Below are 14372 nucleotides of genomic sequence, written 5' to 3'. Positions count from 1 at the left end.
GTGGGGCGAATGTGATCGTTCTGTCACAGAGCGGTCCAGGAGGGCGGGGTTCGGAACTCCGGACGGGGACTCGTACGTCCTCGTGCCCGTACGGCCGTCGAGGGACGGCAGGAAAGGAACCGATCATCCCCTAGGGTGCTGAGTCACGGGGGGCGACGGTGTGCACGGCAGGCAGTGAGGCGACGGTATGGCGCAGCAGGCGTACATCACGGAGACGGACGACGACTCGGGGCCCGAGCGCCGGACCACCCGGATCCGGCGCCTGTACGACCGGGCCGTCACCGGTTGGCGAGGCGACCGGCGGATCTGGCGCCGGGGTCTGATCACCGCGACGGTGGCGGTCGTCCTGGCGATCGTCATGGCGGCCCACTCCCACATCCCGAACGCCATCGGCAACCTCGGCAGCCTCACCGAGACCTTCCTGCCGTGGTTCGGCCTGCTGATCCCCGTCCTGCTGGTGATCGCGCTCGCCCGCAAGTCGGCGACGGCGCTGATCGCGCTGGTACTGCCGGTGAGCGTGTGGCTCAATCTCTTCGGCGGCCTCCTCTTCGACAAGACCGGCTCCGGCGGCGACCTCACGGTGGCCACGCACAACGTCAACGCCGACAACGCCGATCCGGCCGGCACCGCCCGCGCCGTGGCCGCCTCCGGAGCGGACGTGATGGCTCTGGAGGAGCTGAAGGCGACCGCGGTGCCGACGTACGAGAAGGCGCTGGAGGCGAAGTACCCGCACCACGCCGTCGTCGGCACGGTCGGGCTGTGGAGCAAGTACCCGCTCAGCGACGTTGAGGCCGTCGACATCGAGCTGGGCTGGAAGCGCGCCATGCGCGCCACCGTCGCCACGCCCTCCGGGCCGGTCGCGGTGTACGTCGCCCACCTGCCCTCCGTACGGGTGAAGCTGGAGGCCGGCTTCACCGCCCGGCAGCGGGACAAGAGCGCCAACGCCCTCGGCGAGGCCATCGCCGACGAGAAGCTGGAGCGCAAGATCCTGCTCGGCGACCTCAACGGCACCATGAACGACCGCGCCCTCACCGCCATCACCTCCCAGATGCGCTCCCCGCAGGGCGCCGTCGGCGACGGCTTCGGCTTCAGCTGGCCGGCGGCCTTCCCGATGGCCCGCATCGACCAGATCCTGGTCTCGGGCGTCGAGCCGACGACCAGTTGGACGCTCCCGGCCACCGGCAGCGACCACCTCCCGATCGCCGCACGTGTGAGGGTCGACACAGAGGCGCAGTGAAAGTCCCTGCTCAGCCCCATCTGAGCGGCTGCCGGAAACCCGCGCGTCACCTGGCGGAATACTCGCCCTGAGAGACTTTGTTCCGTACGGGAACATAGCGAAGCGTCCCGTACGCACACCTCCGCTCTCGAAAGGCGAGACCTTCATGCCCCTGGCCCTGCTCGCCCTTGCCGTGGGCGCCTTCGGCATCGGTACCACCGAGTTCGTGATGATGGGCCTGCTGCCCGATGTCGCGGACGACCTGAACATCTCGATCCCCAGCGCCGGCCACCTGGTCTCGGCGTACGCGCTCGGCGTCGTCATCGGCGCCCCGCTGCTCGCGGCGGCGACCGCGCGGATGTCCCGCCGCACGGTCCTGATCGCGCTGATGGCCCTCTTCGTGGCCGGCAACGCGCTGTCCGCGTTCGCCCCCGGAGAGGTCTCCCTCCTCGCCGCCCGCTTCGTCAGCGGCCTGCCGCACGGCGCCTTCTTCGGCGTCGGCGCGGTGGTCGCCACCGGCATGGTCGCGCCGGAACGCAAGGCCCGCTCCGTCTCCCTGATGTTCCTGGGCCTCACCGTCGCCAACATCGTCGGCGTCCCCGCCGCCACCGCCATGGGCCAGCAGCTCGGCTGGCGGGCGACCTTCCTCGGCGTGAGCGCGATCGGCGTCGTGGCGATAGCGGCGCTGGTCGCCCTGATCCCGCGCGAGAACGCGCCCGCCCCCACCACGGGCCTGCGCGGCGAACTGGCCGCCCTGCGCTCCGTCCCCGTCTGGCTCGCCCTCGGTACGACGGTCGCGGGCTTCGGCGCGCTCTTCGCGGCGTACAGCTACATCACGCCGATGCTCACGGACGCCGCCGGCTTCGCCGAGGCCAGCGTGACGCTGCTGCTGGCCCTGTTCGGCGTCGGCGCCACCGCGGGCAACCTGCTGGGCGGCCGGCTGGCCGACCACTCCCTGCGCGGCACCCTCTTCGGCGGCCTGGTCTCCCTCGTCCTGGTCCTGGCCCTCTTCCCGCTCCTGATGCGCTCGGAGGTGGCGGCGGCCGGCGCGGTCGCCCTGCTCGGCATGGCCGCCTTCATCACCGGCTCCCCCCTCCAGCTCATGGTCATGGAGAAGGCCGCGGCGGCCCCCTCTCTCGCCTCCTCGGCCAACCAGGCCGCCTTCAACCTCGCCAACGCCGGCGGCGCCTGGATCGGCGGCCTCGCCCTGGCCGCGGGCTTCGGCGTCACCTCCCCGGCCACGGCGGGCGCGGGGCTCGCGGTGCTCGGGCTGGCGGTCGCGGGCGCGGCGTGGGCGGTGGACCGGCGCCGGGGCGCCGACGCCGCGGTGTCCGGGCGGGAGCGTGTCGTCGCGGGGCACGTGCCGGAGGAGGCGGAGGCGGTACGGCGGTGACGGCTGGGGTGCCGATGCCGGCGCCCCTGTTCCCCTCCCGTCCAGTTCTGTTTCCTTCCGCCCTCGGTTCGGCGCGGTCCTTCAGCACCTCGGAGAAGTCGTAGTCGAACCCCTCGTTCGTCCGGTCCGAATGCTGCGCGGGGATGCCGGGCCGTGGAAATCCGCGTGCGAAGCCCGCATGCCCGGTGTGAGGATGCGGGGCATGACCGCCCTGGTCTCCGCCCCAGCCCGCCTCGGTGCAACTCGCCTGCCCGGCGGGCGTCTGCTCGGCTGGGCCGAGTGGGGCCCACCCGACGGCGTGCCGGTCCTGCTCTGCCCCGGCGCGGCCACGAGCCGCCGGCTCGGCTTCGGTGCCGGCGTCGTGGAGGCGCTCGGCGTCCGCCTGGTCTCCGTGGACCGCCCCGGACTGGGCGTGTCCACGCCCGCCCCGGGCCGGACCTTCGCCGACTTCGCGGCCGACGTGCGGGCGCTGTGCGGCCTGCGGGGCCTGGGAGTTCCCGCCGTGGTGGGCAATTCGCAGGGCGCCCCGTTCGCCCTGGCCTGCGCGCAGGCCGGTGCGGCCGCCGCGCTGTCCCTGGTCTCGGCCGCCGACGAGGTGGCGGCACCCGAGTTCGCCGCCGCCCTGCCGACGGAGCTGCGCGTCCTGACCGCACGGGCCGTGCAGGACGCGTCCGGTGCCGAGGAGTTCTTCGCCCGCTTCGACGCGGACGCGATGTGGAGCCTGGTCACGGACGGCAGCCAGGACCGCGACCTCGCCGTGTACCGGGACCGCGACTTCTCGGCCGCCTACCGCCGCGCCCTGGCCGAGGGATTCGCCCAGGGCGCGGCGGCCGGGTACGCCCGTGACACGGTCCTCGCGATGGGTCGGTGGCCGTTCGCCCTCGACCGGATCACCGTTCCGGTGGACATCTGGTACGGCGAACACGACACCGGTCACTCACCCGACCGGGGCGCCTTCCTCGCCACCCGCATCCCCGGCGCCCGCCGCCGAGTCGTCCCCGGTATCGGCGGCGCCCTGCTGTGGACCCACGCGGAGGCCGTCCTGACCTCGCTGCTGGGCCGTCACCCGGTGGCGTGACGGAGCCGGTTCCGGGCCTCGATCCCAACTCGTGGACGGAGCCGGGCCTTTCGTCGGGCTCGGCCTGTGAACGGTGCGCGGACTTCTGCTCATCGCGCCTCACCGAAGGCTCTGAGATGGGGAGTCGAGCCCGTACGCAACGCTGCTCGTCGCGGACGCCGCCCGTGCGGCGAGGGCTGATGTACCACGGCGGAGCAACGGGGCGGCGGTTCCAGGTCGCTTCTGTCATCCGCCCCTCTGCCCGGGGGAGCGTGCGGTGGGACGGCCACAACTCGGCCAGCTACCCAACGTACTGCATTCGTCACCCTGCGAATTCGCGCTCCTCGTCGAACAATAGCTGGCCAAAACGTGTCATAAGCGACTAAGTGGCCACCCGAAAGAAGACGGACGGTCACGTGAGACGCCCGGTCCCGGCAACCCGCCGGGCCATCCGGGACACGGGGACCGCACGCAGGACATGCGACGAGGAGCACCGCCGATGAGTGAGTCCGTACAGACCGGAACCGGGGCCACCAAACAGAAGGCGAGGACAGAGACGTCCGCCACGGCCGACCAGGCCAAACAGGCCGCGAGCCAGGTGGCGGGAACGGCCGCGGAGCAGGCCCGCTCCGTGGCGGGCGAGGCACGCCAGCAGGCGGGCACGGTCCTGGAGGACCTGCGGAGCCGTGCGATGGGCGAGGCCGAGGAGCAGGCCAAGCGCGCCGCAGGCCAACTGCGTCAGTGGGCGAGCGACCTCTCGGGTCTGGCCGCGCACGCACAGGACGATTCTCCGGCCCGAAGCCTGGTGGTCCACGCGGCGGACCGAGGCAGCAAGGCCGCCGACTACCTGGACGAGCGGGGCGTCGACGGAATCGTCGGTGACCTGCGGCAATTCGCCCAGCGGCGGCCCGGCGCCTTCCTGGGCGCGGCACTGCTGGCCGGGCTGGCCGCCGGCCGGCTGCCGAAGGCGGCGGGAGCCGCCTCCCAAGCCGACGAGGCCGGGCCGGGCGGCCCCGCCACGACGACCGACCGCGGTGTGGCCGAGGGTGGCCCGACGGAACCGCGGTCCGTGTCGACCGGCTCCCCGGCGATCCCCGCGGAGGAGACCCCCGCGCCGCCGTCCGTGCCGCCGACCGTCGGGCACCTGCTCCCGGGCCGTGGACATCCGGAGGTGTGAGATGGCGACCATCTCTCCCCTCCGAGGCACGGGAGCGCACCAGGAGCCCCGGGAGCAGGACCGGTCCATGAGCCACCTGCTGTCCGCGGTCACCGCGGATCTGCAGACCCTCTTCCGGCAGGAGGTCGAGCTCGCCAAGGCGGAAGTGAGGGACGAGGCGAGCCGGGCCGGGAAGGCCGCCGGAATGTTCGGCGGCGCCGGTTTCGCGGGCTACATGGTCCTGCTCTTCGTCTCACTGGCCGCGATGTTCGGCCTGGCCAACGCCATCGACGGCGGTTGGGCGGCCCTCATCGTCGCCGTGCTCTGGGGCATCGCCGCCGCCGTGCTCTACCTGAAGGGCCGGGAGCGGATGAAGACCGTGTCGCCGAAACCGGAGCGAACCGTCGAAACCATGAAGGAGAACGCGGAATGGGTACGTCACCCGACCAGATGAGGGCCGAGATCGAGGCCACCCGCGGCCGGCTGGCCACGGACGTGGACCGGCTCGCCGACCGGACCAGTCCCCGGCGCGTGGCCCGGCGCCGCAGCGCACGGATGCGCGGCGCGGTGTCCGGCATGCGCGAGCGTGTCATGGGCACGGCCTCGTACGCGGCACACGGCGTACGGGACACCACGCAGTCGGCGGCCGGTTCGCTGCAGGAGGGAACCGGGCGGGCGGTCGATTCGGCCCGGGACGCGGCGGGACAGGCCGCCGGTACCGCGCGCGACGTGGCCGAGCAGGCGGGACACGCCGTGCAGCAGACGCCCGACATGGCCCGCAGCCAGACCCAGGGCAACCCCCTGGCGGCCGGCGTGGTCGCTTTCGGGGTCGGGGTGCTGGCCTCGTCGCTGCTGCCCACTTCCCGCATCGAGCGGCGGAAGGCCTCCGAGCTGATGCAGAGCGAGGCCATGGAACCGGTGAAGCAGGCCGCCGCCGAGTCCGCGCAGCACCTGAAGGAAGGCGCGAAGGAAGTGACCCAGGAGGCGGCCGCGGACATGAAGGACACCGCGACTCAGGCCGCCCGCACCACCCAGGAGGAGGCACGCGGGCAGGGCGGCAAGGTGACCGAGCAGGCCCGGGACTCCGGCCGGCAGCTCGCGGACGAGGCCCGGCACCGTGCCGGGCCCGGCTGAGAACCCCTGCCCACCGAGGAAGAACCCCCGCCCTTCGGCTGCTGCGGGCCGAGGGCGGGGGTCCGCACGTCCGGCGCCGCCTTTGCGGCTCGTGGGGCCGACGCGGTGGTCAGCGGCTGAGGAGGAGGATCAGGACGACGGTCGCCACGGCGCTGAGGATCAGCGAGCCGATGCATCCGATCCGGTTGCTGAAGAAGAAGAACATGGGCCCCGGGTACCCACACCGCCGGACGCTCACCCGTCGCGGGTGGTGACCGGCGCACGGACAGGAGGACGGGGTCCCGAACCGAGCCGGTTCGGAACCCCGTCCTCCTGCAGTCAGCGCACGTCGGCCGTGCGACTCAGGCCATGGTCGTGTGCGCCTGGCCCTGCGCCGTGGCACCGCCGAGGGCAGCCTCGGCGCCCAGGCCGGTGCCGACGGAGAGCGGGCCGACCTCCGCGTAGAGGCCGGCGCCGAAGTTGCCGCCGGCCGTCATGACGGCCGCGCCGGCGTCGACGCCGATGTTGCCGCCGGACACCTGGTCCAGGTCCGCGTCGGAGATCTCAGCCGTCTCGACCTGGGGGACGAAGTTCATGGCAGGTCTTTCCTTTCGTGCCAAAGACAATGGGAGCGGTGAGGCACGCACACCCGCGCTCCGGGTGGGGGATCCGGAGCCGGTCACCGGCGTGCCGCGCACTGATCAAAGCACGGTGGTGAACGGCCGACCATCCGCGCGCCGTTGACGGCTCACTCTCAGCGCCGCCGCGTTCATCAGTGTGCGAATGCGGTCAGGGAAAGGGCCCGCATCTTCACGTTACCTGCCGGTTATGAGGGTCCCCGGGGGCGCGACGCACACCGTCGGCCCGGTCCGGCTCCGCCATCGCCCTCCCGTGCGACCGTGCGATGAACGGTGTGCAGGTTCGAGGGAGTTTTGGCGGCGGCCCCGGGCCGAATCCCGGCTCGGGGAGAGTGACACATCAGGAGTGACACATCAGCGCGGGCCGGCTGTCCTCGACCGCCGGCCCCCTCCGTCACCGCAGCGGGACGCGCCCGCCGAACCGCGCACTAACACCGGCAGCGACTTCCGCAGCTCGAACGCCGTCACGTGCGACCGGTACTCCTCCACTTCCTGCCGCTCGTTGTGCAGGAAGAGGCGTCGGGCCGGAGCAGCCTCGTGCGACCGCCGCCGGCGCATTGCCGCGCAAGCCCGGCCACGGCAAGCGCGTGAGCCGGCACCGCCAGCGGGCGCAGCATCCGGCGCTGTCGTCACGAAGGAGCTGCCTCATCACCTGACCGCTGGCGCCCCGGCAGCAGGACCCACGTGTTCGAATCCGCGTCTCAACCGACCGACCCGGCCGACGCCGACCGCGTCACCGCCGCCCTGTCCGCCGCCTTCGACGCCGGCCCGGCGCGCCAGTACCCCAGCCGCGACGGCCGGCGCGCCCGCCCCTACGTCACCGCCGACCACCGGCCCGAGCCGGGGCGCCGGACCAGGCGTACGCGCTCGCCCTCGGCATCATCAGCGAGATCGGCTGGACCGCCGCCCGCGCCCGCGCGCCCCTGCACGGCCAGTCCGTCGGCCGCGAGTGCCGGCACCGCAAGGCAGCCGTCTCGGACCGATCACCCTGGACGACGAGCAAGCGGCGTGTCACGCGTGGGCGCCGTCACCACCGAGCCCGCCCGCCCGTCTCGCCCCCCGTGGGCTGCCGCGTGGTGGCAAGCCGTGTGCGTCGGCTGTCACCCTGGCGGCGCCGACCTGACCGTGGTCGACCCCGACGACGCGAATGCCATCGCATGGGCCCGCACATCGCTGCGTCGGCAGAAGATCAGCGATCTGTTCGACGCCCTCGTAGCCGTCGTGCCGCTGCCCACCGAGGTGGACGCCCCCGCCTGGGCTCCGACGTCTCCGTCCCGTGTTCCCCTACGACCCGGACGCCACCGCGCCCACCTGGGGACGGCTCCTGGCGCGGGTCCGGCCGGACAACCCCGAGGCCCGTCGCCGCCCTGCAGGAGTGGTGCGGCTACGACCTGTCCGGCCACACCGGACCAGCGGGAGATCCGTCTCATGGTCGGTCCTCCCGCTCCGGCAAGACCATCATCGCCCCCCGATTCACCGTCCTCGACAGATGACCGTGTCGTGGCCGGGCCGGGAGACCCCAACCTCACCGGCCGGCTCGCCGCCGAAGTGCCCGGCATCATCAACTGGGCCCTCGACGGCCTAGCCCGCCTGGGAATCGCGGGACGGGATCACGGGACCGTCGTCCAGCCGCGAAGCGGTCACCACCATGCAGGACACCGCCTCGCCCACGTCCGCGTTCGTCCGCGAGCGCTGCGTCACCGGCCCGAGGGCCGTCCTGCCTGGCGCCCGGCTCAAGGACGGTCATTGGGGTAGGCGCCGCCAGTCCCCGTGCCGCGGTGGGTTCCCGTGTCGTGCGTCTTGCGCCGACGAGGGATGAGACCGAGCAGACCCAGAAGACCAGTGAGGCCCCAGAGCCCCCATCCTCCGTCGTCGTCCTTGTTGTTGTCGTCCTCCTGCGCCTGGCTCTGAGCGACTTGGACTGAGGTTGCCTGAGCCCCAACCGGCGCGTGCGCTTCCGCGGTGACCGCAGCCGGTCCCGCGAGGAGAGCGGCGGTCAGAAGAGCACCGACTGTCGTGCGACGCATAGTTCCTCCTTGTGTGACCCGTGAACGGGGTCTTGCTACCCATATCGGGTGACGCCGGAGTGTCGTGCAACACCAGCGGGCACAGGAGCGCCGCCTGAAGCGTGGTCGAGCCCATCTTCTCGGGCCGTTCTCGGGCCACACGACCAGCCGGACCGTTGAGCCGAACGGGTGACCCCTCGGTCCCTCCGGTCTCAGCTCCCCCGGGCGTGAAGCACCCCAGCCCCCACTCACCCTGCTCCCATCCCGGCCGCCGTCGGCCCACACGCCGTGGACCGCCGCGTCTGTCGGCTCTGGGTCGGCGGCAGTGGATGGGAGCACACCACGCGCACCCCAACGTGCCCGCAGTGGGCGACGGCGCCCCGTCCATCCCGGTGTCGGCCGACACACCATGGGGCCGACGGTCCACGACCGTCGGCCCCAACCGCTGAATCAGCGGAAAGCTACTTCTGACCTGCCCCTACAGCACCGGCAGCGACTTCCGCAGCTCGAACGCCGTCACCTGGGACCGGTACTCCTCCCACTCCTGCCGCTTGTTGCGCAGGAAGAAGTCGAAGACGTGCTCGCCGAGGGTCTCGGCGACCAGGTCGCTGCGCTCCATCAGGGCCAGCGCCTCGCCGAGATTCTGGGGAAGGGGCTCGATGCCCAGCGCGCGGCGCTCCGAGTCGGACAGGGCCCAGACGTCGTCCTCGGCGCCCGGCGGGAGTTCGTAGCCCTCCTCGATGCCCTTGAGACCGGCGGCGAGCAGGACGGCGTAGGTCAGGTACGGGTTGGCGCCGGAGTCGATGGAGCGGACCTCGACGCGGGCCGAGCCGGTCTTGCCGGGCTTGTACATGGGGACGCGGACCAGGGCCGAGCGGTTGTTGTGGCCCCAGCAGATGTAGGAGGGGGCCTCGCCGCCGGCGCCGGCCGTGCGCTCGGTGCCGCCCCAGATGCGCTTGTAGGAGTTCACCCACTGGTTGGTGACCGCCGAGATCTCCGCCGCGTGCCGCAGCAGGCCCGCGATGAAGGAGCGGCCGACCTTGGAGAGCTGGTACTCGGCGCCCGATTCGTAGAACGCGTTGCGGTCACCCTCGAACAACGACAGGTGCGAGTGCATGCCCGAGCCGGGGAACTCCGAGAACGGCTTCGGCATGAAGGTGGCCTGCAAGCCCTGCTCCAGCGCGACCTGCTTCATGACCAGGCGGAACGTCATGATGTTGTCGGCCGTGGAGAGCGCGTCCGCGTAGCGCAGGTCGATCTCCTGCTGGCCGGGGGCGCCCTCGTGGTGGGAGAACTCCACCGAGATGCCCATCGACTCCAGCATGGTGATCGCCTGGCGGCGGAAGTCCATGCCGATGTTCTGCGGGGTGTGGTCGAAGTAGCCCGAGTTGTCGGCGGGGGTCGGCACCGTGCCGTCGACCGGCTTGTCCTTCAGCAGGAAGAACTCGATTTCCGGGTGGGTGTAGAAGGTGAAGCCCAGGTCGGAGGTCCGGGCCAGGGCGCGCTTGAGGACGTAGCGCGGGTCGGCGAAGGACGGGGAGCCGTCCGGCATCAGGATGTCGCAGAACATGCGGGCCGTGCCGGGGGCCTCCGCGCGCCAGGGCAGGACCTGGAAGGTGGAGGGGTCCGGCTTGGCGATCATGTCGGACTCGTAGACCCGGGCGAAGCCCTCGATCGCGGAGCCGTCGAAGCCGATGCCCTCGTCGAAGGCCTGCTCCAGCTCGGCCGGGGCCACGGCGACGGACTTGAGGAAGCCCAGTACGTCCGTGAACCACAGGCGTACGAACCGGATGTCGCGCTCCTCCAGCGTCCGGATCACGAACTCCTGCTGCTTGTCCATCTTCCGCTTCCCCATCCTCGCTGGTCAGGCCGCCTGTCTCCGGTACGGCGGGAGGCGGCCCCGCACCCGAGCATCACACCACAGCACGGTTTCGTACGCGTTGCGGACCTCGATCGGCCCACCGGCCCTCCCCGCAGCGTAGAGGCCACCTGTTCGATCGGGCCATTCCTGGGCTTCCACGGCGACGGATCCTGTGATCTCCCTACGATTCAGCCCTCCTCCGCCCTTACGATCAGCGGACTCCACCGTCACCCTGTTCCCAGAAGGGCACACCCCATGGGTTCCGCCAAGAAGAGCAGCAACCAGGCGCGACAGGCCCGCATAGCCGAGATGCGACGCGCCGAGGAGGCCCGCGAGCGCCGGAACCGGGTCCTCACGATCGCGGTCAGTGCCGTGGTCGTCGCAGGTCTCGTGGTCGGCGGGGTCTTCCTCGTCCGGTCGCAGTCCGACGACTCGTCCTCCGGCACCGCCTCCGACGGCAAGACCTCCGGCAAGTTCGTCACCGGCGAGGACGGGGTGCGCACCTGGGAGGGGAACCTGGGCCGCAACCACGTCACCAAGAAGGTGTCCTACCCCGCGGAGCCCCCCGTCGGCGGCGACCACAACCAGGTCTGGATGAACTGCGACGGCGACGTCTACACCAAGCCGCTGAACAACGAGAACGCGGTGCACTCGCTGGAGCACGGCGCCGTGTGGGTGACGTACACCGACAAGGCCCCGAAGGCCGACGTGGAGGAGCTGGCGGAGAAGGTGAAGAAGACGCCGTACTCGCTGATGAGCCCCAACGACGAGCAGCAGGACCCGATCATGTTGACCGCCTGGGGCCACCAGCGCACCGTGACGGGCGCCGACGACCCGAACGTCGACGAGTTCTTCGAGAGGTTCGTCCAGGGCGAGCAGACCCCGGAGCCGGGGGCCGCGTGCACCAACGGGCTGTCGCAGTGACCCCGAGGCGGGCCGGCTGGATCGCGGGGGCCGCCGCGGCGGCCCTCGTCGCGGCCGGCGGCATCACCTACGCGGTCGCCGGCGACGACGGCGCGGGCCGGGTCCCGTCGGCCGACTCCGCGGACGCCGGGTTCGCGCGGGACATGGCCGTGCACCACCAGCAGGCCGTGGAGATGTCGTACATCGTGCGCGACCGCACCGATGACGAGGAGGTGCGGCGGCTCGCGTACGACATCGCGCAGACCCAGGCCAACCAGCGGGGCATGATGATCGGCTGGCTCGACCTCTGGGGGCTGCCGAAGGTCTCGTCCGACCCGCCGATGACCTGGATGGGGATGGGCGGCATGCCCTCGGCCGGGGAGGGCTCGTTGATGCCGGGCATGGCCACCGACGCCGAGATGGAGAAGCTGGGCACCCTCAGCGGCCGGCCGGCCGAGGTCTACTACCTCCAGCTCATGACCGAGCATCACCAGGGCGGCGTCCACATGGCCGAGGGGTGCGCCGAGAAGTGCACCGTCGGAGTGGAGAAACGGCTGGCCCAGGGGATGGTGGAGTCGCAGGAGTCGGAGATCCGGCTGATGGCGGACCTGCTGAGCGAGCGGGGTGCGAAGCCACGGTCGTGAGGTCACGAGGTGCTTGGGGTGAGGCCGCGGACATCGGGCGGAAACCGGTACGTCACCCCATAGTGTCGTTCTGACGATTACACTGGCTGCGTGCCCCGCCTACGCCTCGCCCTGAACCAGATCGACTCCACCGTCGGCGACATCGACGCGAACGCCGAGTCGGTGCTCCGCTGGACCCGGCACTCCGCCGGGCAGGGAGCGCACCTGGTGGCGTTCCCGGAGATGGTGCTGACCGGGTACCCCGTCGAGGACCTGGCCCTCAGGCCGTCCTTCGTGGAGGCCTCCCGCGCCGTCCTGCGCTCCCTCGCCGCGCGCCTCGCCGACGAGGGCTTCGGCGGGCTGCCGGTGGTCGTCGGACACCTCGACCGCTCCGCGACCGCCCGGCCGAAGTACGGCCGGCCGGCCGGCGCCCCGCAGAACGCGGCGGCCGTGCTGCACGGCGGCGAGGTGGCCCTGACCTTCGCCAAGCACCACCTGCCGAACTACGGCGTCTTCGACGAGTTCCGCCACTTCGTGCCCGGCGACACCATGCCGGTGGTGCGGGTGCGCGGCGTCGACGTGGCGCTGGCCATCTGCGAGGACCTGTGGCGGGACGGCGGCCGGGTGCCGGCGGCGCGTTCGGCGCGGGCCGGACTGCTGCTCTCCGTCAACGCCTCGCCGTACGAGCGCGACAAGGGCGACACCCGGCTGGAGCTGGTCCGCAAGCGCGCCCAGGAGGCCGGCTGCACCACCGCCTACCTCGCGATGACCGGCGGGCAGGACGAGCTGGTCTTCGACGGGGACTCGATCGTCGTCGACCGGGACGGGGAGGTGCTGGCCCGGGCGCCGCAGTTCACCGAGGGGTGCATGGTGCTGGACCTCGACCTGCCCGCCGCCGACGCGGACGCGCCCACGGGCGTGGTGGACGACGGGCTGCGCATCGACCGGGTCGTGCTGTCCGAGGAGCCGGCGCCCGCGACCGCCGCCGGTGAGCCGTGGCTGTCCGGCGGGCACGCGGAGCGGCCGGACGACGACGAGGAGGTCTACTCGGCCCTCGTCGTCGGCCTGCGCGCCTACGTCGCGAAGAACGGCTTCCGCTCGGTGCTCGTCGGCCTCTCCGGCGGCATCGACTCCGCCCTCGTCGCTGCCATCGCCTGCGACGCGGTCGGCGCGGAGAACGTGTACGGCGTCTCCATGCCGTCGAAGTACTCCTCCGAGCACTCCAAGGACGATGCGGCGGAGCTGGCCCGGCGCACCGGGCTCGACTACCGCACCGTGCCGATCGAGCCGATGTTCGACGCGTACACGGGGGCGCTGGAGCTCACCGGACTGGCCGAGGAGAACCTCCAGTCGCGGCTGCGCGGCACGCTGCTGATGGCGATCTCCAACCAGGAGGGTCACCTGGTCCTCGCCCCCGGCAACAAGTCGGAGCTGGCGGTCGGGTACTCGACGCTGTACGGCGACTCGGTGGGCGAGTACGGCCCCATCAAGGACGTGTACAAGACGTCCGTCTTCCGCCTCGCCGAATGGCGCAACCGCGCCGCCGCGGCCCGCGGCCAGGCCCCGCCGATCCCCGAGAACTCGATCACCAAGCCGCCGAGCGCCGAACTGCGCCCGGGCCAGGTCGACATGGACTCACTGCCGGACTACCCGGTGCTGGACGCGATGCTCGAGCTGTACGTCGACCGGGACCGGGGCGCGGACGAGATAGTCGCTGCCGGCTACAACCGCGAGCTGGTGACGAAGACCCTGCGCATGGTCGACACCGCCGAGTACAAGCGGCGCCAGTACCCGCCGGGCACCAAGATCTCCCCGAAGGGCTTCGGCAAGGACCGCAGGCTGCCGGTCACCAACCGCTGGCGGGAGCGGGTGTGACCGGCACGCCGCCGGCTAACCCTGGCGCTTCAGGTCCGCCAGCACCTTGTGCAGCGGCTCCGTCTCCCGGCGGCGGTACTCCTGGACCGCCCAGCCGTTGCCGTCGGGGTCCTTGAAGTACATGAACGTGGCGCCGTCGTCCGGTGCGTACTGCACCGGCTCGGAGACCTCCAGGCCGCGCCCGACCAGCTCCGCGTGGGCCGCCTTGATGTCGGTGACGCAGAGCTGGAGGCCCTGGTACGAACCTGGTTCCGGCTTGGTCTGCCCCTGGGCCATGTCCCAGATCGCGTCGCCGAGGGCGATCGAGCAGCCCGAGCCCGGGGGCGTGAGCTGGACGATGCGCATCCCCGGCATGACCTCCTGGTCGATGTCGACGTGGAAGCCGACCTTGTCCCGGTAGAAGTCCCGTGAACGGTCGATGTCGCTCACGGGCAGCGGGATCACTTCGAGGGTGAAGTCCATGACGTGACTCCTTCGACTTCCTTGTCGATGACGGTGTCTGTCAGCAGGTGGCGGCGCGTGTCAGCAGGC

At 71.8% G+C, this 14372-nt stretch carries 13 protein-coding genes and 1 pseudogene; 9 read left to right on the top strand and 5 right to left on the bottom strand.

Annotation, left to right across the window (positions count from 1 at the left end; all coding sequences use genetic code 11):
• Positions 1–187 precede the first annotated feature (187 nt).
• From IE142_RS00335 to IE142_RS00310, 6 genes are all read left to right on the top strand, one after another.
• Positions 188–1237, top strand: coding sequence for an endonuclease/exonuclease/phosphatase family protein (locus IE142_RS00335; protein WP_191883832.1), 1050 nt, complete (start codon positions 188–190; stop codon positions 1235–1237).
• A 145-nt stretch (positions 1238–1382) separates the two neighbouring features.
• Positions 1383–2609: an MFS transporter gene (locus IE142_RS00330; RefSeq protein WP_191883831.1), complete on the top strand. Its 1227-nt coding sequence runs from the start codon at positions 1383–1385 to the stop codon at positions 2607–2609.
• A 202-nt stretch (positions 2610–2811) separates the two neighbouring features.
• Positions 2812–3687: an alpha/beta fold hydrolase gene (locus IE142_RS00325; RefSeq protein WP_191883830.1), complete on the top strand. Its 876-nt coding sequence runs from the start codon at positions 2812–2814 to the stop codon at positions 3685–3687.
• A gap of 478 nt (positions 3688–4165) precedes the next feature.
• On the top strand, positions 4166–4843 hold the full coding sequence (locus IE142_RS00320; RefSeq protein WP_191883829.1) for a hypothetical protein: 678 nt from the start codon (positions 4166–4168) through the stop codon (positions 4841–4843).
• Position 4844: 1 nt separating this feature from the next.
• Complete coding sequence (locus IE142_RS00315) at positions 4845–5276, top strand: phage holin family protein (protein WP_191883828.1); 432 nt, start codon at positions 4845–4847, stop codon at positions 5274–5276.
• Entirely contained in the window at positions 5252–5956 is a 705-nt protein-coding gene (locus tag IE142_RS00310) for a DUF3618 domain-containing protein (RefSeq protein ID WP_191883827.1), read from the top strand. Before IE142_RS00315 ends, IE142_RS00310 begins: the two co-directional genes overlap by 25 nt.
• A gap of 341 nt (positions 5957–6297) precedes the next feature.
• Here the strand turns inward: IE142_RS00310 and IE142_RS00305 are convergent, their stop codons facing one another.
• The 4 genes and pseudogenes from IE142_RS00305 to glnA2 all read right to left on the bottom strand — a co-directional run bounded on the left by IE142_RS00305 (position 6298) and on the right by glnA2 (position 10419).
• Positions 6298–6531: a hypothetical protein gene (locus IE142_RS00305; protein WP_043373649.1), complete on the bottom strand. Its 234-nt coding sequence runs from the start codon at positions 6529–6531 to the stop codon at positions 6298–6300.
• A 471-nt stretch (positions 6532–7002) separates the two neighbouring features.
• Positions 7003–7086 (bottom strand): annotated as a pseudogene (locus tag IE142_RS38685) (glutamine synthetase); the annotation flags it as partial.
• 1220 nt (positions 7087–8306) lie between these two features.
• Entirely contained in the window at positions 8307–8600 is a 294-nt protein-coding gene (locus IE142_RS37605) for a WGxxGxxG family protein (protein WP_368857223.1), read from the bottom strand.
• A gap of 457 nt (positions 8601–9057) precedes the next feature.
• Positions 9058–10419, bottom strand: coding sequence for a gamma-glutamylpolyamine synthetase GlnA2 (glnA2, locus tag IE142_RS00300; RefSeq protein ID WP_043377176.1), 1362 nt, complete (start codon positions 10417–10419; stop codon positions 9058–9060).
• Between the two features lie 276 nt (positions 10420–10695).
• Here glnA2 and IE142_RS00295 point away from each other — a divergent pair, with 276 nt between their 5' ends.
• The 3 genes from IE142_RS00295 to IE142_RS00285 all read left to right on the top strand — a co-directional run bounded on the left by IE142_RS00295 (position 10696) and on the right by IE142_RS00285 (position 13841).
• Positions 10696–11364, top strand: coding sequence for a thioredoxin-like domain-containing protein (locus tag IE142_RS00295; RefSeq protein ID WP_191883826.1), 669 nt, complete (start codon positions 10696–10698; stop codon positions 11362–11364).
• The gene (locus IE142_RS00290) at positions 11361–11987 is read left to right on the top strand and encodes a DUF305 domain-containing protein (RefSeq protein ID WP_191883825.1); all 627 of its coding nucleotides are present in this window, start codon (positions 11361–11363) and stop codon (positions 11985–11987) included. The genes IE142_RS00295 and IE142_RS00290 overlap by 4 nt, the downstream gene beginning before the upstream one ends.
• Before the next feature lie 90 nt (positions 11988–12077).
• Complete coding sequence (locus IE142_RS00285; RefSeq protein ID WP_191883824.1) at positions 12078–13841, top strand: NAD+ synthase; 1764 nt, start codon at positions 12078–12080, stop codon at positions 13839–13841.
• A gap of 15 nt (positions 13842–13856) precedes the next feature.
• Here the strand turns inward: IE142_RS00285 and IE142_RS00280 are convergent, their stop codons facing one another.
• On the bottom strand, positions 13857–14303 hold the full coding sequence (locus IE142_RS00280) for a VOC family protein (RefSeq protein ID WP_107479872.1): 447 nt from the start codon (positions 14301–14303) through the stop codon (positions 13857–13859).
• Between the last annotated feature and the right edge of the window lie 69 nt (positions 14304–14372).

Origin of the sequence: Streptomyces mutabilis (assembly GCF_014649815.1) — a bacterium.
Classification (GTDB): domain Bacteria; phylum Actinomycetota; class Actinomycetes; order Streptomycetales; family Streptomycetaceae; genus Streptomyces; species Streptomyces mutabilis.
This window is presented reverse-complemented; position numbering and strand designations above follow the sequence as displayed.